Source organism: Streptomyces sp. NBC_01006 (genome assembly GCF_045162725.1).
Classification (GTDB): Bacteria; Actinomycetota; Actinomycetes; order Streptomycetales; family Streptomycetaceae; genus Streptomyces.
Window position 1 is genome coordinate 2,976,620 of the sequence record NZ_CP108700.1, and the last position, 20,331, is coordinate 2,996,950.

At 71.7% G+C, this 20,331-nt stretch carries 14 protein-coding genes; all 14 read right to left on the minus strand.

Annotated features, from left to right (window positions below; all coding sequences use genetic code 11):
* Nucleotides 1-21 precede the first annotated feature (21 nt).
* The 14 genes from galE to mreC all read right to left on the minus strand — a co-directional run bounded on the left by galE (nt 22) and on the right by mreC (nt 20,238).
* Complete coding sequence (gene galE, locus OG509_RS13540) at nt 22-1,023, minus strand: UDP-glucose 4-epimerase GalE (protein ID WP_406182774.1); 1,002 nt, start codon at nt 1,021-1,023, stop codon at nt 22-24.
* Between the two features lie 79 nt (nt 1,024-1,102).
* Complete coding sequence (locus tag OG509_RS13545) at nt 1,103-2,722, minus strand: glycosyltransferase family 2 protein (protein ID WP_406182776.1); 1,620 nt, start codon at nt 2,720-2,722, stop codon at nt 1,103-1,105.
* A 76-nt stretch (nt 2,723-2,798) separates the two neighbouring features.
* The gene (obgE, locus tag OG509_RS13550) at nt 2,799-4,244 is read right to left on the minus strand and encodes a GTPase ObgE (protein ID WP_406182778.1); all 1,446 of its coding nucleotides are present in this window, start codon (nt 4,242-4,244) and stop codon (nt 2,799-2,801) included.
* Between the two features lie 177 nt (nt 4,245-4,421).
* Nucleotides 4,422-4,676, minus strand: coding sequence for a 50S ribosomal protein L27 (gene rpmA, locus OG509_RS13555; RefSeq protein WP_030027134.1), 255 nt, complete (start codon nt 4,674-4,676; stop codon nt 4,422-4,424).
* Nucleotides 4,677-4,689: 13 nt separating this feature from the next.
* Nucleotides 4,690-5,010, minus strand: coding sequence for a 50S ribosomal protein L21 (gene rplU / locus OG509_RS13560; RefSeq protein ID WP_008738952.1), 321 nt, complete (start codon nt 5,008-5,010; stop codon nt 4,690-4,692).
* Nucleotides 5,011-5,286: 276 nt separating this feature from the next.
* The gene (locus tag OG509_RS13565) at nt 5,287-9,282 is read right to left on the minus strand and encodes a ribonuclease E/G (RefSeq protein ID WP_406182780.1); all 3,996 of its coding nucleotides are present in this window, start codon (nt 9,280-9,282) and stop codon (nt 5,287-5,289) included.
* Nucleotides 9,283-9,515: 233 nt separating this feature from the next.
* The gene (locus tag OG509_RS13570; RefSeq protein WP_406182782.1) at nt 9,516-10,295 is read right to left on the minus strand and encodes a TIGR03936 family radical SAM-associated protein; all 780 of its coding nucleotides are present in this window, start codon (nt 10,293-10,295) and stop codon (nt 9,516-9,518) included.
* A gap of 127 nt (nt 10,296-10,422) precedes the next feature.
* On the minus strand, nt 10,423-11,505 hold the full coding sequence (locus OG509_RS13575; protein WP_406182783.1) for a hypothetical protein: 1,083 nt from the start codon (nt 11,503-11,505) through the stop codon (nt 10,423-10,425).
* A gap of 63 nt (nt 11,506-11,568) precedes the next feature.
* Nucleotides 11,569-13,494, minus strand: a complete 1,926-nt coding sequence (locus tag OG509_RS13580) for a TIGR03960 family B12-binding radical SAM protein (RefSeq protein WP_406182785.1) — start codon at nt 13,492-13,494, stop codon at nt 11,569-11,571.
* An 80-nt stretch (nt 13,495-13,574) separates the two neighbouring features.
* On the minus strand, nt 13,575-15,098 hold the full coding sequence (locus tag OG509_RS13585) for a CHAD domain-containing protein (RefSeq protein WP_406182786.1): 1,524 nt from the start codon (nt 15,096-15,098) through the stop codon (nt 13,575-13,577).
* Nucleotides 15,099-15,180: 82 nt separating this feature from the next.
* Nucleotides 15,181-16,380 carry a rod shape-determining protein RodA gene (gene rodA / locus OG509_RS13590; protein WP_406182787.1) on the minus strand — a complete coding sequence of 400 codons (1,200 nt, stop codon included), beginning with the start codon at nt 16,378-16,380 and terminating at the stop codon, nt 15,181-15,183.
* Between the two features lie 6 nt (nt 16,381-16,386).
* Nucleotides 16,387-18,564 carry a penicillin-binding protein 2 gene (gene mrdA, locus OG509_RS13595; RefSeq protein WP_406182788.1) on the minus strand — a complete coding sequence of 726 codons (2,178 nt, stop codon included), beginning with the start codon at nt 18,562-18,564 and terminating at the stop codon, nt 16,387-16,389.
* Between the two features lie 12 nt (nt 18,565-18,576).
* Nucleotides 18,577-19,281: a rod shape-determining protein MreD gene (mreD, locus tag OG509_RS13600; protein ID WP_406182789.1), complete on the minus strand. Its 705-nt coding sequence runs from the start codon at nt 19,279-19,281 to the stop codon at nt 18,577-18,579.
* Nucleotides 19,282-19,293: 12 nt separating this feature from the next.
* A complete protein-coding gene (gene mreC / locus OG509_RS13605; RefSeq protein ID WP_385583336.1) occupies nt 19,294-20,238 on the minus strand; it encodes a rod shape-determining protein MreC in 945 nt (314 codons plus the stop codon).
* Nucleotides 20,239-20,331 lie beyond the last annotated feature (93 nt).

The following is a 20,331-nucleotide window of genomic DNA, read 5'->3' on the forward strand; positions in this document are numbered from 1 at the left end:
GGGCGGCTTTCGTACGTCGTGTCAGCGCGCGACGTGGTGCACGGCGCCCTTGCGGTTGGCCTCCCAGCCCGCCCAGGCCGAGGTGATCATCTCGCGCACGTCGTGCTTGGCCTTCCAGCCCAGCTCCGCCGCGATCTTGTCGGCCGAGGCCACGACCTTCGCCGGGTCGCCGGGGCGCCGCGGGACGACGACGGGCTCGTACGTGTGCCCGGTGCCCTCGTTCAGCAGCTGCGCCATCTCCCGCACGGAGACGCCCTCGCCGCGGCCGATGTTGACGGTGAGGTCCTTGTAGTCCCCGGTCGCGCCCCACTCGACGAGCTTGCGGGCCGCCACCACGTGGGCCTCGGCGAGGTCCTCGACGTGGATGTAGTCGCGGATGCAGGTGCCGTCCGGGGTCGGGTAGTCGTCGCCGAAGATCCGGGCGCCCTCACCCTTGTCGAACCGCTCGAAGACCATCGGGACCAGGTTGAAGACCCCGGTGTCCGCGAGCTCGGGGGCGGCCGCGCCCGCCACGTTGAAGTAGCGCAGGCAGGCGGTGGAGATGCCGTGCGCCTTGCCTGCGGCCCGCACCAGCCACTCGCCGGCCAGCTTCGTCTCGCCGTACGGGCTCAGCGGCGCGCACGGGGTCTCCTCGGTGACGAGCTCCACGTCGGGCATGCCGTACACGGAGGCGGAGGAGGAGAAGAGGAAGTTGCGGACGCCGGCGGCGGCCACCGCGCCCAGCAGGACCTGAAGGCCCTCCACGTTCTCGTGGTAGTAGTACAGCGGCTTCTCGACGGACTCGCCGACCTGCTTCTTGCCCGCGAGGTGCACCACACCGGTGATCTGGTGCGCGCGGATGGTCTCGTCCAGGGTCAGCCGGTCCAGGACCGAGCCGATCACCAGCGGGACGCCCTCCGGGACGCGGTCCTCGTTGCCCGTGGAGAGGTCGTCGTAGACGACGACTTCCTCACCCGCGGCGAGCATCGCGCGGACGACGTGGGAGCCGATGTAGCCGGCGCCACCAGTGATCAGAAAAGTCATGCGTATCTCCCTGGGGTCCCCGGAACGGGTCCGGGGTCCTGTCCGAAATCTCAGGCGGCCTGACGGTCGCCGGCTGTCTTCACTCCGATCCGCGGCCTGCCCGGGCCCGGTGGAGACGGTTGCGTACGAGGCTCAGCGCGCCCGCGGCACCCGGCGCGAGCCGCAGGGCCAGTGATCCTCCGCCCGTACGGAACGGCTGCGCCAGCAGAACACCGTACCTGCTGCTCGGCAGGGCGCGGCGGTGCAGGAGGGCATCGAGGGGGCGCGGGGAGGTGACCAGGGAGCTCCCGTCGGCGAACTCCACGCCCACCTGGACGCCCCACGCCTGCATGCCGCGGCGGCCCTGGCGGCGCCCCGCGGCGGCCACGCCGGTGAGCCGGAAGGGCAGTTCGGCGGTCCAGCCGTCGCCGTCGGCGGCGGGGTGCAGCTCCACCGGCCGGTCCTGGACCGGCTGCCCGCCCGAGCGGGGTACGAAGCTCAGCCGGGCGGTGCGCGGCCCGGCCTCGGCGAGGCGCCCGTACAGGTCGCGCACCCGGATCCGGAGCCGGCCCGCGCCCAGCGGTTCGGCGTCGATGCTGACGGGCAGTTCGGCCACCGGCAGCCCGGCCAGCCCGTCCAGGACGACCGGGAGCTCCTCGCTCCACACGGGCTGCCCCTGCGGGCCGGTCGCGTACGGGGGCAGCAGCCGGGGCGGCTCGGCGGCGAAGCGGGTCAGGCGCTCGACGTCGGCGGGCGGGTTCGCGGTGGCCCGCAGCAGCCGGACGATCCAGCGGGCGTGCGCCCCGGCGGCCAGGGCGGCGGCCTCGTCGAACCCGACGACGTAGTCACGGGTCAGCGTCCACCACGCGGCCTGGTACTCGGGGTCCTTGCCGAGCTCGCGCAGGTACATGCGCAGGTCGTACTCCAGGAACTTCACCTGGCAGGCGAGGCCCAGCTCCGGGGAGGACTCGGTGATGATCCGACAGGCCGTGCGGTGGGCCTCGATCCGGGAGCGCCAGTTGCCGACGTCCTTGCGGTCCAGGGAGATCGACACCTGGGCGGCGCCGCGGCGCACGTGCCAGACGTAGACGAGGTCGTCGATGACGGCGATGCGCGGGGCGGCGGCCAGTACGCGCGCGGTGAAGACGAAGTCCTCGTAGGTGAACCGGCCGTCGGGGAAGCGGATCGCATGCTTGTCCAGGAACGCCCGCTCGTACAGCTTGTTGACGCAGAGGGTGTCCCGGACCAGCTCGGGCCGGTCGGCGGGCCGCTCGATCACGTCGCCCGCGGTGTAGAGCCCGGGCATCCAGGGCACGTCGTGGTGGAGCGGCAGCTCACGGCGTACGCACGCGCCGACGGTCACCGGCGCGCGGTGCTCCTCGGCGGCGCGCACGAGGGCGTCGGCCGCCCCCGGGGGCAGTACGTCGTCGCTGTCGAGGAAGAGCACGTACGGAGAGCTCGCGGCCGCGATCCCGTCGTTGCGCGGGGTGCCGCAGCCGCCGCTGTTCTCCGTGCGGTGCACGACCTTCAGGCGGGGGTGGACGGCGGCCAGCTCGTCCAGCACCCGCGCGGTGCCGTCGGCCGAGGCGTCGTTCACGGCGATCACCTCGGCGACGACCGGGCCCTGGGCGAGAGCCGAGGAAACGGCCTCGCCCACGAGCACGGCGTCGTTGTACGCGATCACCACGACGGAAACGCTGGGAGTGTTGGTGCTGCTCACCCGTGGATCCTAGGCGACCGGGGTAAACATCACTTCAACTCCGCCGTCCGGCGCAAAGATGCGGCAAAGCGGCAGATCAGAACGGCCGGAACTCGTCGTACTCCTTCTGCGCCGAGTCCCCGCGCTGGGCTTCCTTGTCCTTGCGGCGGGTGGTGGCCGGACGCGGGGCGTCCAGACGGTGGTCCTCGCCGCGGCGGCCCAGCATCTCGGCGCCGGCCATCACGGTCGGCTCCCAGTCGAAGACGACCGCGTTGTCGTCGGAGCCGATGGCCACGCCGTCGCCGGCGCGGGCGCCGGCCTTCTTCAGCGCTTCCTCGACACCGAGGCGGTTGAGGCGGTCGGCCAGGTAGCCCACGGCCTCGTCATTGTTGAAGTCCGTCTGGCGGACCCAGCGCTCCGGCTTCTCGCCGCGCACGGTGTAGACGTCCTCGACCTCGTCGTACGTGACGGTGAAGCCGGCGTCGTCCACGGCCTTCGGGCGGATGACGATGCGGGTCGCCTCCTCCTTCGGCTTGCGGGCGCGCGCCTTGGCGACGACCTCGGCGAGGAAGTACGAGAGCTCCTTGAGGCCCGTACGGGCGACCGCGGAGACCTCGAAGACCTTGTAGCCGCGGGCCTCCAGGTCCGGGCGGACCATGTCGGCGAGCTCCTGGCCGTCGGGGATGTCGACCTTGTTGAGGACGACGAGGCGCGGGCGCTTCTCCAGGCCGCCGCCGTAGATCTTGAGCTCCTCCTCGATCACGTCGAGGTCGGCCACCGGGTCGCGGTCGGACTCCAGGGTGGCGGTGTCCAGGACGTGCACGAGGACCGAGCAGCGCTCGACGTGGCGCAGGAACTCCAGACCGAGGCCCTTGCCCTGGCTGGCGCCCGGGATCAGGCCGGGGACGTCGGCGATCGTGTAGACGGTCGAGCCGGCGGTGACGACGCCCAGGTTCGGGACGAGGGTGGTGAACGGGTAGTCCGCGATCTTCGGCTTGGCTGCGGAGAGCACCGAGATCAGCGAGGACTTGCCGGCGCTCGGGAAGCCGACGAGGGCCACGTCGGCGACGGTCTTGAGCTCCAGGACGATGTCGCCGGTGGTACCGGGGACGCCGAGGAGCGCGAAGCCGGGGGCCTTGCGGCGGGCGGAGGACAGTGCGGCGTTGCCGAGGCCGCCGCGGCCGCCCTCGGCGGCCACGAACGTGGTGCCCTGGCCGACGAGGTCGGCGAGGACGTTGCCCTCCTTGTCGAGGACGACGGTGCCGTCCGGCACGGGCAGGACGAGGTCCTGGCCGTCCTTGCCGGAGCGGTTTCCGCCCTCGCCGGGCTTGCCGTTGGTGGCCTTGCGGTGGGGGCTGTGGTGGTAGTCCAGCAGGGTGGTGATCGCCTGCTCCACCACCAGGATGACGTCGCCGCCACGGCCGCCGTTTCCGCCGTCGGGGCCGCCGAGCGGCTTGAACTTCTCCCGGTGAACGGAGGCGCAGCCGTGGCCCCCGTTACCCGCGGCGACATGCAGCTCGACGCGGTCCACGAAGGTGGTCATGGTTGTTCCTCCAGATACATACGGGAATGTCCCGGGCAGGCCTTGCTGCCCATTAAACGTGCCTAAGCGTGCCTATGTGCCAACGCGCCGAGGGCGGACCTCTCTTCCCGGCTTGCGCCGGAAAGAGCTGAGATCCGCCCTCGGGAAGTTACGTACCGCTGATCAGCAGGAGCTGGATCAGGCGGCCGGAACGATGTTGACGACCTTGCGGCCACGGTGCGTGCCGAACTGCACGGCACCGGCCTGCAGCGCGAACAGCGTGTCGTCGCCACCACGACCGACACCCGAGCCCGGGTGGAAGTGGGTGCCGCGCTGGCGGACGAGGATCTCGCCGGCGGAAACGACCTGACCGCCGAAGCGCTTCACGCCGAGCCGCTGAGCGTTGGAATCGCGCCCGTTCCGGGTGGACGATGCGCCCTTCTTGTGTGCCATGTCTCAGTCCCTCTTACTTCGCAGCCGCGGGGATACCGGTGACCTTGATCGCCGTGTACTGCTGGCGGTGACCCTGGCGACGGCGGTAGCCGGTCTTGTTCTTGTACCGAAGGATGTCGATCTTGGCACCCTTGTGGTGGTCCACGATCTCGGCCTGGACCTTGATGCCGGCCAGGACCCACGGGTCGCTGGTCACGGCGTCGCCGTCGACAACGAGCAGGGTCGAGAGCTCGACCGTGTCGCCAACCTTGGCAGTGGAAATCTTGTCAACCTCAACGATGTCACCAACAGCAACCTTGTGCTGGCGACCACCGCTGCGCACGATGGCGTACACGCGGATCTCTCTCTCACTCGGGACGGATGCTCCTGAAGCCAGCCGCTCAGGCAGACCCCTCTTGCGGGGGGACCGAACTGATCCGGATTGGACGAGCGGCCTCTCCTGCGGGCGGGGCCCGGCCGGAGGAAGGTGCTCAGGAGCGCGACGCGCACTAGACGTAACCATCTAGAACATGCCGACGGTCTAGGTTACGGGGCCGGTTCCGGAGGGTCAAACCGGGCCCCGCGCAGGCCGTGGCCCCGCCTTTCGGCGGGGCCACGGCCGTGCGGCGGATCAGGCTTCGGTCGGAGCCGAGACGGAGGGCAGCGACTGCTGCTCGGCCGCCGCGGTCTTCTTCGTCGCCCGCTTCGCCACGGTCTTCTTGGCCGTCGCCTTCTTCGCGACGGTCTTCTTGGCGGCCGTCGCCTTCTTGGCGGCGGTGGCCTTCTTCGCCGGGGCCTTCTTGGCGGCCGTCTTGCGGACCGCCTTCTTGGCCGCCGGGGCGGCCTCCTCGGCCTCGGGGGCCTCCGCCGCCTCGACCGGGGCCGGGGCGGCCTCGGGCTCGGCAGCGGGGGTCTCGACGACCAGGACGGCAGCCTCCGCCGCGCCGGCCGGGGAGCCGGCGGGTGCGGTGGCCTTACGGGTGGCACGCCGACGGGGGCGGGCCGGTGCGGCCTCGGCCACTGGGGCCTCCTCGACCGGCGCCTCGGCGACCGGGGCCTCTACGACGGCCTCGGGCTCCGGGGCGGGCTCCGGCTCGGCGGCTGCCGCCTCGGCCACCGGGGCCGGGGCCGTGGCCTTGCGGGTCGCCCGGCGACGGGTCCGGCCCTTGGGCGCGGCCTCGACCGTCTCAGTGGCCTCCACGGCCTCCGCGACGACCTCGGTGGCCGGCTCCAGCACCGTGTCGGCCGGCTCGGTCACCGGCTCGGCCTCGACGGCGGGCTCGGCGACGGCCTCGACCACGGGCTCGGCCACGGGGGCCGGCGCCGGAGCGGCCGCACCGCGCGGGGCACCCGCCGGGGCGGTCGCCTTGCGGGTGGCACGGCGGCGGTTGCGGCGGCCGCTCAGACCGGCCGCGGCCTCCGCCTCCGCCGGGCTGCTGTAAAGCTCCTCGTCCGCGACGAACGCCGGCTCGGGCAGCGCCACCGGCGCCGCGAGCTCGGCGGCCACCTCGGCCTCGGTCTCGGTCTCGGTCTCAAGGGCCTCGACGGTCTCGACGCCCTCGATCTCGTGGTCGTGCTCGTGGCCGCGGCCGCCGCGCCGCTTGGCGCGCTTGCCGTTGCCACCGCCGCCGACCACGGTCGGCGTCTCCATGTGCACGATCACACCGCGCCCGTTGCAGTGGACACAGGTCTCGGAGAAGGACTCCAGCAGACCCTGGCCCACCCGCTTGCGGGTCATCTGGACCAGGCCCAGCGAGGTCACCTCGGCGACCTGGTGCTTCGTACGGTCACGGCCCAGGCACTCCAGCATCCGCCGCAGGACCAGGTCGCGGTTCGACTCCAGGACCATGTCGATGAAGTCGATGACGACGATGCCGCCGAGGTCGCGCAGCCGCAGCTGGCGCACGATCTCCTCGGCCGCCTCCAGGTTGTTCCTGGTGACGGTCTCTTCGAGGTTGCCGCCCTGACCGGTGAACTTGCCGGTGTTGACGTCGATGACGATCATCGCCTCGGTCTTGTCGATCACGAGGGAGCCGCCCGAGGGCAGCCACACCTTGCGGTCGAGCGCCTTGGCGAGCTGCTCGTCGATCCGGTAGGTCGCGAAGACGTCGACCTCGGAGGTCCAGCGCGACAGCCGGTCGGCCAGGTCCGGGGCCACGTGGTTCACGTAGCCGTGGATGGTCTCCCAAGCGGTGTCACCGCTGACGATGACCTTCGAGAAGTCCTCGTTGAAGATGTCGCGCACGACGCGGACGGTCATGTCCGGCTCGCCGTACAGCAGGCTCGGCGAAGAGGTCGAGATCTGCTTCGACTTCTTCTGGATGTCCTCCCACTGGGCCTGCAGACGCTCGACGTCGCGGCGCAGCTCGTCCTCGCTCGCGCCCTCGGCGGCGGTGCGCACGATGACGCCCGCGTCCTCGGGGACGATCTTCTTGAGGATGGTCTTCAGGCGGGCGCGCTCGGTGTCGGGCAGCTTGCGGCTGATACCGGTCATCGAGCCCTCGGGCACGTAGACCAGGTAGCGGCCGGGCAGCGAGACCTGGCTGGTCAGGCGGGCGCCCTTGTGGCCGATCGGGTCCTTGGTGACCTGCACCAGGACCGACTGGCCGGACTTGAGGGCGGACTCGATGCGGCGCGGCCCGTTGGCCATGCCGAGCGCCTCGAAGTTGACCTCACCGGCGTACAGGACCGCGTTGCGGCCCTTGCCGATGTCGATGAAGGCGGCCTCCATCGACGGCAGCACGTTCTGGACCTTGCCCAGGTAGACGTTGCCGACGTACGAGGTGGCTTCTTCCTTGTTGACGTAGTGCTCGACGAGCACGTTGTCCTCAAGGACGCCGATCTGGGTGCGCTCTCCGGCCTGACGGACGACCATCACGCGCTCGACGGCCTCGCGGCGGGCCAGGAACTCGGCCTCGGTGATGATCGGGACGCGGCGGCGGCCCTGCTCGCGGCCCTCGCGACGGCGCTGCTTCTTCGCCTCCAGACGGGTCGAGCCCTTGATGGACTGCACCTCGTCGGACGGCTCGGCCTTCTCGCGGGCCGGGCGCGGCTCGCGGACCTTGACGACGGTGCGTACGCCGTCGTCCTCGCCCGCTTCGCCCTCGGCACCGCCGTCACCGCTGCGACGGCGACGGCGACGGCGGCGACGGCTGGAGCTGGAGCCCGGGGCCCCGGTCTCCTCGTCGTCCTCCTCGGCGGAGTCCTCGTCCTCCGCCTCCTGCTCGGCGGCCTCGGCCTCGGCCTCTTCCTCGGCGGACTCGTCGAGGTCGGCGGCCTCACCCCGACGGCGGCGACGGCCACCGCGACGGCGGCGGCGGGACGGGCGCTCGCCCGTCTCGTCGCCCTCTTCGAACTCGGCGCTCTCCTCGTCGAGCTCGGCGGCCTCGGCCTCGTCCTCGACACGCTCCACGTCGGCCAGGGACACCGGCGCGGACTCGGCGACCGGGGCGGCCTCGACCGCACCGCGGCCACGGCGACGGCGACGGCCGGCCGGCTGCGCGGCGGGGGCCGAGGCGACCTCGGCCTCGGCTTCGAGTTCTTCCTCTTCCTCGACCTCTTCCGCCTCGATGGCCGCGGCGGCGGCCGCGGCGGCCATGGCGGCGGTCTCCGGGGTCTGGAACATCGGCTCGGCGAACACCGGAGCCTGGAACACGGCGACGGCGGGGCGCACGGCGCGACGGCCACGAGCCGGAGCGGCGGGCTCTTCCGCGGCGGGCTGCACCGGCGCGGCGGCCGGGGTGGCGGGCGCGGCGGAGCGGGTGGCGCGGCGGCGGCCGCCGCGCTTCGGGGAGTCCACGGCGTCGGCGACGGTGACGGTGGCCTTCGGCGCGGACTCCTCCACGACGGTCTCCACGACGGTCTCGGCGGCGGCCGGAGCCTCGGGGGCGGTGACGGCGCGGGTCGCACGGCGACGGGCACGCGGCGCCGGAGCGGCGGTCTCCTCGGCAACCGGAGCAACCGGAGCGGCCGGGGCAGCGGCCTCCACGACGACCTCGGCGGCAGCGGCCGGGGTCTCCGGAGCGGCGACGGCGCGGGTCGCACGGCGACGGGCACGCGGCGCCGGAGCGGCGGTCTCCTCGGCAACCGGAGCGGCCGCGGCAGCAGCCTCCACGACGACCTCGGCCGCGGCCGGAGCCTCAGGGGCGGCCACGGCGCGGGTCGCACGACGGCGGGCACGCGGCGCGGGAGCAGCGGGCTCCTCGGCAACCGGAGCAGCCTCGACGACGGCCTCGGCGGCAGCGGCCGGGGTCTCCGGAGCGGCGACGGCGCGGGTCGCACGGCGACGGGCACGCGGCGCCGGAGCGGCGGTCTCCTCGGCAACCGGAGCGGCCGCGGCAGCGGCCTCCACGACGACCTCGGCGGCCGCCGGAGCCTCAGGAGCGGCCACGGCGCGGGTCGCGCGGCGGCGGGTACGTGCCGGGGCGGCGGCCGGAGCGGCCTCCTCGGCGGCGGGGGCGGCCGGAGCGGCCTCGGCCTCGGTCACCGCGGCGGGTGCGACGGCCGTCGCACCGGGCGGTCCGGCGGGTCGCGACGCGGCACGGCGACGCCTGCGCGGAGGCAGGTTGTCGCTCGGGCTGCCGCTGTCGGCGCCACCGGTGGTGTTGTTGGTTTCGTTGTTGAGCATGCGGGCGGTTCTCCCGTCACGCTCCCGGGCGCCGCGGCTGACTTCCGGTCCGGCACGGTTCCGCGCGATCAGCGCGGAACCGGCCTCCGGGGCGCGTTCGCCACACGGGAGCTCTGGTCCATGGCCGCCGGTTCCGTACGTCTTGTCCGTACGGCCTGGCGGAAGTCTTCAGGTCAGTGCGCGGCCCGACCCAGGTGGCTCCGAGTGCCAGGGCTGCGCGACGACGACGATCCCTACGCGGCGGGACCTTCCGGCGCCTTCGCGTCGGCTGCTACGGCGGCCGTGGGTGGGGCGGCCGTGACAGCCTCGCGGTCGGGCGCGAGCGGGTCGGTCACCGTGCCGGACTCCTCGTCGAAGAGCCCCTGCGCCAGCCTGGTCACCGCTGCGGGGACCGGCGGCGCCAGGTCGGCCACAGCTTGGAGACCGGACAGGACGTCGTCGGGTCGAACGGCAGGTGTCAGATGCCGAACAACCAGCCGCAGTATCGCACAGGCACTGTCCGGCGTCCTATCAGCCGGCGCAGGAACCACTTCGAGGCTGACCACGGCGGACCGGGTGTCGAAGGTGCGCATGCCGTTCTTGGTGCGGCGCTGCACCTCCACCGCCTCGGCCGCGAGGAAGGCCTCGACCGCCCGCTGGGCGTCGGCGCCCTCCACGCCCTCCAGCCGCAGCTCCCACACGGAAGCGGTCAGCCGGTCGGCGAGCCCGGAGGTACGGGCCTCGACGGCCTCGGTGATGTCGAGCCCGAGCGGCATCGACTCGTCGAGCAGCTCGCGGAGCTTCTCCGGGTCCCGGGGCTCCGCGAGGGCGATCTCCAGGTACTCGGCCTCGCTGCCGGTGCCGGTCGGCGCGGCGTTGGCGTACGACACGCGGGGGTGCGGGGTGAAGCCGGCCGAGTACGCCATGGGCACCTCGGCACGGCGCAGGGCCCGCTCGAACGCGCGCTGGAAGTCTCGGTGGCTGGTGAACCGGAGGCGGCCGCGCTTGGTGTAGCGCAGTCGAATGCGCTGCACCACCGGTGCGGGAGGCGGGCCTTCGGGCTGTCGCTTGCCCAGTGGTTCTTCTCCTTGTGCGGGGCTCCGCGGCTCGCGCGTCGCCCTGAGGTCTGGTGAGCCGGCGGGTCACGCCGTGCCCTCCGGCTCACCCCTGCTTGTGCAGGGAGCGCTCGGGGGCGGGCGTGTTTCTCTCGGCTGTCGTACTACCCAGAGTACGCGCCTGTGACCTCGCCGGTTCCCGGCCGGGCCCCCCGAACAGCGCCCTTCGCACCTCGGCCCGGACCTCGCGGACGGTGGTGCGGACGGTGCGCCACACCTCGCGTACGACATGTCCGACAGGTGTCAGCACGTACCGGTACACCTGAGCCGCGGGCCATCCGACCAGTACCCGGCCGACCCACTTGAGCCCGCGCCACAGGGCTCCGGCGATCCGCCCGGCCACGTGCCATGCCCAGAGGAGGACCTGCCCGAGCGGGGTGAGCACGTACCGGTACAAGACGACAGCCAGCCAGGCGAGGCCGATCCCGACGGGCCGCAGCAGGTACCGGTACAGCGCCACCACCAGCCATACGAGGCCCAGCCCGACGGGCCGCAGCAGGTTGCGGTACACCGCGGCGGCCAGCCACGCGAGGCCGTGTCCGAGCGGGGTGAGCACGTACCGGTAGGCCGCCTCGGCCAGCCGGGCGAGGCCGCGGCCGACGGGCGCGAGCACGTACCGCCACAGTCCGACCCACGGCCAGACGAACAGCAGCATGGCCAGGGCCCACGCGACCCACGCCACCCCCTTTCCCAGCGGGGCGAGCAGGTACCGCAGCCCGCCCCGGCCGGCCCAGGTCAGCGCTGACCAGAGCGGTCGGAACACGTAGGCGGTCAGGACCCGCCCGACCGGTACGAGCAGGTGCGCGTACGCGCCGCGGCCCAGCCGTGCCACACCCCGCCCCACCGGGGTGACCACGTACCGCCACAGTCCGACCCACGGCCAGACGAGGGCCAGCTTGAGCAGGGTGGCCAGCACCCGGCCGAGCACCCGGAGCGCCGGCTCGACGACGAGGACGTACAGCGGCCCGAGGACGTGCCGGTGCGCGGCCCGGCCCAGGACGACGAGCAGTTCCCAGACCACTCGTACGGGTAGTACGACGAGTACGGCGACGATCTTGACGGGGATCCTGATGACCCCCACCAGGCATCCGTCGCCACCCCCGCCGGGAGGGCGTTCGTCCAGTTCCATGCAGTCAGGGACACGGCAGAGGCCCCCACCCGTTGCGGGCGGGGGCCTCTCGTGACCCAAGGGTTACTTCACCACGGTGAGGGGGAGGAGCTTCTTGCCCGTGGGGCCGATCTGGATGTGGGTGTCCATCTGCGGGCAGACGCCGCAGTCGAAGCACGGGGTCCAGCGGCAGTCGTCGACCTCGGTCTCGTCGAGAGCGTCCTGCCAGTCCTCCCAGAGCCAGTCCTTGTCGAGACCGGAGTCCAGGTGGTCCCAGGGCAGGACCTCCTCGTACGTGCGCTCGCGCGTGGTGTACCAGGCGACGTCCACGCCGTAGGCCGGCAGCGTCTTCTCCGCGGCCTCCATCCAGCGCTCGTACGAGAAGTGCTCGCGCCAGCCGTCGAAACGGCCGCCCGACTCGTACACGGCGCGGATGACGTCACCGATGCGACGGTCGCCGCGCGAGAGGAGGCCCTCGACGATGCCCGGCTTGCCGTCGTGGTAGCGGAAACCGATCGAGCGGCCGTACTTCTTGTCGCCGCGGATCTTGTCGCGCAGCTTCGTCAGGCGCGCGTCCGTCTCCTCGGCCGACAGCTGCGGCGCCCACTGGAAGGGGGTGTGCGGCTTCGGCACGAATCCGCCGATCGACACCGTGCAGCGGATGTCGTTCTGGCCGGAGACCTCGCGGCCCTTGGCGATGACGTTGACCGCCATGTCGCCGATCTGGAGCACGTCCTCGTCGGTCTCGGTCGGCAGGCCGCACATGAAGTACAGCTTCACCTGGCGCCAGCCGTTGCCGTACGCGGTGGCCACCGTCCGGATCAGGTCCTCTTCCGAGACCATCTTGTTGATGACCTTGCGCATGCGCTCGGAGCCGCCCTCGGGGGCGAAGGTCAGACCGGAGCGGCGCCCGTTGCGGGTCAGCTCGTTCGCCAGGTCCACGTTGAACGCGTCCACGCGGGTCGACGGCAGGGACAGGCCCACCTTGTCGTCCGTGTAGCGGTCCGCGAGGCCCTTGGCGATCTCGGCGATCTCGGTGTGGTCCGCGGAGGACAGCGAGAGCAGGCCGACCTCCTCGAAGCCCGTCGCCTTGAGGCCCTTCTCCACCATCTCGCCGATGCCGGTGATGCTTCGCTCCCGCACGGGGCGCGTGATCATGCCGGCCTGGCAGAAACGGCAGCCGCGGGTGCAGCCGCGGAAGATCTCGACGGACATCCGCTCGTGGACGGTCTCGGCGAGCGGGACCAGCGGCTGCTTCGGGTACGGCCACTCGTCGAGGTCCATGACCGTGTGCTTGGACACGCGGTACGGGACGCCCGACTTGTTCGGCGCGACGCGCGCGATGCGCCCGTCGGGCAGGTAGTCGACGTCGTAGAAGCCCGGCACGTAGACCTGGCCGGTCTTGGCCAGGCGGAAGAGGACCTCTTCGCGCCCGCCCGGACGGCCCTCGGCCTTCCACGTGCGGATGATCTCGGTCATGTCGAGGACGGCCTGCTCGCCGTCGCCGATGACCGCGCAGTCGATGAATTCCGCGATCGGCTCGGGGTTGAAGGCCGCGTGGCCGCCCGCGAGGACGATGGGGTGGTCGACCGTACGGTTCCTGGCCTCCAGCGGGATGCCCGCCAGGTCCAGCGCCGTGAGCATGTTCGTGTAGCCCAGCTCCGTGGAGAAGGACAGGCCGAACACGTCGAAGGCGCCAACGGGGCGGTGACTGTCCACGGTGAACTGCGGCACCTTGTGCTCGCGCATCAGTTCTTCGAGGTCCGGCCACACGCTGTAGGTGCGCTCCGCGAGCACGCCCTCGCGCTCGTTCAGCACCTCGTAGAGGATCATGACGCCCTGGTTGGGCAGCCCGACCTCGTACGCGTCCGGGTACATGAGCGCCCAGCGGACGTCACACGAATCCCACGGCTTGACGGTGGAGTTGAGTTCACCGCCGACGTACTGGATGGGCTTCTGCACATGCGGGAGCAGAGCTTCGAGCTGTGGGAAGACCGACTCGGACATCACGCGACTTTCGTGAAGCTGGCAGGGGGCGACTCTCAAGCGTAACCCGAGGCGCAGCCGCCTCCTGCCGCCATGATCGCTTCCTAGGAGCCGGACTCCGCCCGGAACGAGGGGTAAGCGGCTTGCCCCCATACGTCCGGAAGCTCCCGCTCACGCTGTGCGGCCAGGGCTTCTTCGCGGGCGTAGAGCACTCCCCAGGTGAAAGCGGACTCCCCGGCTCCGGCCGCCTGGGCGCCGATGCCGCGCAGGGCCTCGCGGGCGACGACGCTGTCCTGGTGGTCACCGAGCAGGCCCTGGACCGATTTCATGGCCTTGGCCAGCTGTTTTGCCGGTTTGCCGAGCTCGGGGGTGGCCGCCTCCGCCGCGTAGCGGGCGCGTTTGGCGGCCTTGCGGGCCTCGTGGAGGGCCAGGTCGCGGGGGTCGCCCGGATCCAGGTCCAGGGCGCCGGCGACCCGGGTGGCGAGTCGTTCGTAGTCCTTTCGGACGGCCTTGGGCAGGGCCTGGGCGGCTGGCTCGGCCGCGCCGGGGAGCAGGGGCGGGTCGGCCAGCAGCGCGTCGAGGGCGTCGAGCAGGGCCGCGTACCGTTTGGCGTCGAGGGCGGCGAGCGCGTGGCGCCGGGTCGCCGAGCGGCGGGCGTTGTTCCACGTCCGCAGGCGGCCGCGGACGGGCCCGACCACGAGGGTGCGGGGCAGCTCGGTGACGTGGGTCTGGATGCGGTCGAAGAGGACTTCCTGGTCCCGGTCGAGACCGAGTTCGGCGGCCAGCCAGCGGAGCTCCTCGCCGAGCGGGTCGGTGGCGGCGCGGTCGAGGACCTTGCGGTGCGTCTTGAAGGCGCTGCGCATCCGGCGGCAGGCGATCCGCATCTGGTGGACGGAGTCGGGCAGGCCGCGCCGGACGGCGGGGTCCTGGGCGACGAGCGCGTCGCGCTGTTCGCCCAGGTACGAGAGGACCAGCGCGCCCGCGGTGCCCTCGGCGGCGGCGGGCCCGGGCCGGGCCGGCGGTTCGGCGCCCGTCTCGGCGAGGGCGCGGGCGAGTTTGGAGGGGGCGTCGGAGACCTTGAGCCCGGCTTTGCGGAACTTCTTCTCGACGGCGTCGAGGAGCGCGGGGTCGACTCCGTCGGCGAGTTCGACCTCGACCTCGGTCCAGGCCGCGGCGGCCTCGTCCCGTTCGGCGCGGACGGCGTCGGTGGAGAGCTCCGCGAGCAGGGCGCCCTCCGCGTCGAGGAGGTGGGTCAAGCTGCGCGAGGAGACCAGCCGGACCTGCGGTTCCAGGGCGAGGTCGCGGACCCGGGAGCGGACGAGGGCGGCGAGGGCGCGCGGGACGGTGTCGCTGAGGGGGGCGGCGACCTCGTCGCGCACGCCCGGGGAGACGGGCAGTTTGAGGTGCCAGCCGGCGTCCGCCCCGCCGGTGCGCCGCCGGAGGGTGAGGCCGTCGGCGGCGAGCCGCTGGTCGGGGGTGTCGTAGTAGACCGCGTCGAGGTCGACGGTGCCCTGGTCGGCGACGGCCGCGATCGCGGCCGTGCCGGTCAGGTCCGGGACTCCGCGGCGCGCGGCCTTGCTCGTCGTGAACTCGAATTTGCGCTCGATCTCGCGTTTCGTGTCCGCCATGCATTGAACTTAGTCCTGAACGGATCACCACGGCAGGGTGAACGGGGGAATCGACGGCGGAACCGGCCGAAGATCGGCCCCGCTAGGCCGACATCGGCCGTTGCACCCTGATCGACTGCAGCAGTCCGACCGCCACCCACACCGCGAACATCGATGAGCCTCCGTAGGAGACGAACGGCAGCGGTAGCCCCGCCACCGGCATGATCCCGAGGGTCATCCCGATGTTCTCGAAGGCCTGGAAGGCGAACCAGGCGATGATCCCGGCGCACACGATCGTCCCGTACAGCTCGGTGGTCTCCCGGGCGATCATGCAAGCCCGCCAGAGGATGATGCCGAGCAGGACCAGGATCAGCCCGGCGCCGAGGAAGCCCAGCTCCTCCCCCGCCACCGTGAAGACGAAGTCGGTCTGCTGCTCGGGCACGAACTGGCCGGTGGTCTGCGAGCCCTTGAAGAGCCCGGAGCCGGTCAGTCCGCCGGAGCCGATCGCGATCCGCGCCTGGTTGGTGTTGTAGCCGACGCCGGCGGGGTCGAGTTCGGGGTTGGCGAAGGCGGCGAAGCGGTTGATCTGGTACTCGTCGAGCACGCCGAGCTGCCAGATCAGGACGGCCCCGGCCGCGCCGGAGCCCATCAGCCCCACCACCCAGCGGTTGGAGGCGCCGGAGGCGAGCAGGACGCCGAGCACGATGACGACCATGACCATGACGGAGCCGAGGTCGGGCATCAGCATGACGATGCCCATCGGCGCGGCGGCCAGGCACAGCGCCTTGACCACGGTGCGGTGGTCGGGGTGGACGAGGTCGCCCGCGTCCACCCGGGTGGCCAGCAGCATGGCCATGACCAGGATGATCGTGATCTTCACGAACTCCGAGGGCTGGAGCGAGAACCCGCCGCCGATCACGATCCACGCGTGGGCGCCGTTGATGGTGGCGCCGAGCGGGGTGAGCACGGCGAGGATCAGCACCAGGGAGAGCCCGTACAGGATCGGCACGGCGCCGCGCAGGGTGCGGTGGCCGAGCCAGACGGTGCCGATCATCAGCACGAGGCCGATGCCCGTGTTCAGGGCGTGCCGGACCAGGAAGTAGTACGGGTCGCCCTGGTTGAGCTGGGTGCGGTTGCGGGTCGCCGACCACACCAGCAGGGCGCCGATGAAGGACAGGGCGAGCGCCGAGAGGAGAATCGGCCAGTCGAGCCGGCGCAGCACCGAGTCGCGCGAGGTCAGCTTGGCCATCGCGCCGCGCTCGGGCGCGTACCGGGATACGGAGAACTTGTTGGCGGTTTGCATCGGGTCTCAGTCCTGCCGCGCGGCGGGCGGGGCGGGGGGACCGGCGAGCGCGGGCACCGGTTCCTCCGGGGACAGGGGCACGTACGGCTTGATGTCGGGGGCATCGATGGAGCCGTCGGGGTCGATCTTGGGCAGTTTGGTCTCCGGTCCCAGCAGCAGGGCCTTCTTCAGGTCCTGCTTGCCCTCCATGTCGAGACCGTAGATGGCGTTGTAGAGGTTGCGGACGGCGGGGCCGGAGGCTCCGGAGCCGGTGCCGCCCTGGGAGATCGTCATGACGATCGTGAAGTCCTTGGTGTAGGTCGCCAGCCAGGACGTGGTCTGCTTGCCGTAGACCTGGGCGGTGCCGGTCTTGGCGTGCATCGGGATCTTGTCCATCGGCCAGCCCATGAACCGCCAGGCGGCGGTGCCGCCGGGCTCGACGACCATGCGCAGGCCCTTGTCCAGGTTGCCGATGGTCTTGGCGTCGATCGGCAGCCTCCCGTGCGCCTGCGGCTTGATCATCTCCACGTGCTTGCCGTCGGGGCTGATCACGGCCTTGCCGACCGTGGGGTCGTAAAGGGTGCCCCCGTTGCTGATCGCGGAGTAGGCGGTGGCCATCTGGATGGGGGTGACGAGTACGTCGCCTTGCCCGATGGCGAAGTTGATGCTGTCGTAGGCCTTCAGCTGATTGCCTTCGAGGCAGCTCTCGTAGGCGATCTGCTCGACGTAGGTGCCGCCCTTCTTGCCCTGCTTGCACCAGGAGTCCTTGTTGGCCTTCCAGAAGCTCTGCTTCCACCTGCGGTCGGGGATACGGCCGGTCACCTCGTTCGGCAGGTCGACGCCGGTCTCGGCACCGAGTCCGAACTCCCGGGCGGTCCGGTAGAACCAGTCGTGGGCGTCCTTCTTGGGCGTGAGGCCGCCGTCGCGCTGCCACTCCTTGTGCCCGAGGGCGTAGAAGACGGTGTTGCACGAGAACTTGAGGGCTTCGCCCAGGGTGATGGGGCCGTGCCCCTTGGACTCGAAGTTCGCGAAACTCCGGCCGCCCATGTTGTAGGAGGCGCTGCAGTTGTACTTGCCGTCGAAGTCGTAGCCGGCCCGCACGGCGGCGCTCGCCGACACCACCTTGAAGATGGAGCCGGCGGGGGCCTGGCCCTGGATGGCCCGGTTCAGCAGCGGGTAGTTGGAGTTCTTGCTGGTGAGCCTGGCGTAGTCCTTGCCGGAAATGCCGCCGACCCAGGCGTTGGGGTCGTAGTCGGGCTGGGAGGCCATCGCGACGACCCGGCCGGTCTTGGCCTCCATGACGACGACTGCGCCCGAGTCGGCCTCGTACTTGCGGCCGGTGATGTTGTCGGTCTCGTTGCGGACCGTCTTCATCGCCTGCTGGAGCTCGTACTCGGCGACGGCCTGGACCCGGGCGTCGATGCTGGTGACGAGGGTGGCCCCGGCCACGCCCGGGTCGGACTTGGTCTGGTCCATGACCCGGCCGAGGTTGTCGACTTCGTACGAGGTGACCTCCGCCTTGCCGCGCAACTGCTTGTCGTAGGTGCGTTCGATCCCCGAGCGGCCGACCTGGTCGGAGCGCAGATGCGGCGAGTCGGTGTCCTTGGCCTTCTGGATCTCGTCGTCGGTGACCGGCGAGAGGTAGCCGAGCACCTGCGCCGTGCGGGCCCCGCCGGGGGCCGGGTAGCGGCGGACGGCGGTGGGCTCCGCGGTGATGCCGGGGAACTCCTCGGGGCGTTCGCGCAGCTGCAGCGCCTGCTGCGTGGTGGCTTCGAGCGTGACCGGAATCGGCTGGTACGGGGAGCCGTTCCAGCAGGGCGCGGGGGTCTGGGAGTCGCAGAGCCGGACCTTTTCCATGACCTCCTTGGGGCTCATGTCCAGGACGTCGGCGAGACGGGTCATGACGCCCTTGCCCTTGTCCTTCATCTTCATGAGCTTGGTGCGGCTGGCGGAGACGACCAGGCGGGTCTCGTTGTCGGCGAGCGCAATCCCGCGGGCGTCGAGGATCGAGCCGCGCACGGCCGGCTGGACGACCCGCTGGACGTGGTTGCTCTTCGCCTCGTGGTAGTACTCCGCGCCGTCGCGGATCTGGAGGAACCAGAGCCGGCCGCCGAGGGTGAACAGCGTGGAGAAGACGAGGACCTGGATCATCATCAGCCGGATGTGCACCCGCGGGGTGCGGCCGGTCTCCGGATTGTTGGTCACGCCTGCTCCTCCCTACAGCTTCTTGACGCTCTTCACACTCTTGATCGCCTTGACGCCCTTTATCCGGCCGGCCTTGTTGGCGCGGCCGCGCGCGAGCCCGCGCCGCAGGCCGCCGCGCTGGCTGCCGATGCGCAGGCCGGTGCCGCCGGCGAGCCAGCCGGAGGACACGTCGGCGGCCTTGGCCGGGCCGCCGTTCGCCTCGACGGCCATCGGGTCGTTCTCCGCGCGCCGGGCCAGCGCCATGATGAACGGCACGGTGAACGGGGCGAGCAGCAGGTCGTAGAGGGTCGCGGTGAACAGCAGCCCGGTGAGCCCGACGTGGCGGGCGGCCGTGTCGCCGACGAGGGCGCCCACCCCTGCGTAGAGCAGGGTGGAGCCGATCGCGGCGGCGACGACGGTCATCATCGGGCCCCAGGCGGAGCGGAACCGCCCGGAGTCGGGGCGGGCCAGCCCGGCGGCGTACCCGATGACGCAGAGCACGAGCGCGTACCGCCCGGCGGCGTGGTCGGCGGGCGGGGCCAGGTCGGCGAGGAGTCCGGCGGCGAAGCCGATGAGCGCGCCGCTGAGGTGCCCGTAGACGAGGGCGAGGGCGACGACGGTGAGCAGGACCAGGTCGGGTACGGCGCCGGGCAGTTGCAGCCGGCCCAGGACGGAGACCTGGACGACGAGGGCGACCACGACGAGCGTGGCCGAGAGCAGGATCCGGTTGAAGCGCATGACGGTCAGCTCCTACTCGTCGGCCGGCTTGCCGGACACCCCGGCGGACGGGGACGGGGTGACCGTGACCGTGACCGTCGGGGTGGGCTTCACCTCGGGCTTGGGGGGCAGTACGGCGTCGCGCGGGTCCTCGCGCGGCGGCATGACGACGACGCCGACGATGTCCAGGCGCGAGAAGCCGACGAACGGGCGGACCCAGATGGTGCGGGTCAGGTCGCCGCGCGAGGGGTCGACCTTGACGACCTCGCCGATCGGGACGCCGGGCACGAACGGCTTGTTGCCGCGGGAGCCGAAGGTGACGAGCCGGTCGCCGGGGCTGACCTTGGCCTTGCCGTTGAGCATCTGGACGGACAGGGCGCGGTCGCCCTGTCCGGTGGCGAAGCCCAGCTCGCCGGTCTTCTCCAGGCGGGTGCCCACGGTGAAGTCGGGGTCGTTGGCGAGGACGACGGTGGCGGTGTCGGGGCCCACGGTGGCGACCCGGCCGACGAGTCCCTCCCCGTTGAGCACGGTCATGTCCCGCTCGATGCCGTCCTTGCTGCCGGCGTCGATGGTGACGGTCCAGGAGAAGCCCTGGGCCGCTCCTATGGCGATGACCTCGGCGCCCTTGATTCCGTACTGTCCTGCGCCGGCCCGCTTGAGCATCTCGTCGAGCTCGTGGATCCGGCTGCGGGTCTGGTCGTCGCTGCCCAGCTTCGCCTTCAGGGCGGCGTTCTCGCGCTCCAGCGTGGCGATGCGGTTGTGGCGTTCGCCGGAGTCCCGTACGGCCCCTATGGCGTTGGCGACGGGGTCGACCGCGGTCGCGACGCTCTTCTCGACCGGGCCGAAGACCGCTGCGGCGGCCTGCCGGGCGCCGTCGACCGGAGACTCCTCGCCTGCCCTGATGTCCACCGTGATCAATGCGAACGCGATGGCGATCAGGAGCACCAGGAGCAGCCGGCTTTCTCGTGTGTCCCTCACGTGCGGCGGCCGTGCCTTCCTCGTCGGAAACTTCTTCGTCTGTATATCAACGATCCGCCGCACGGGCGCGGCAGCACCCGTACGGCGGATCCT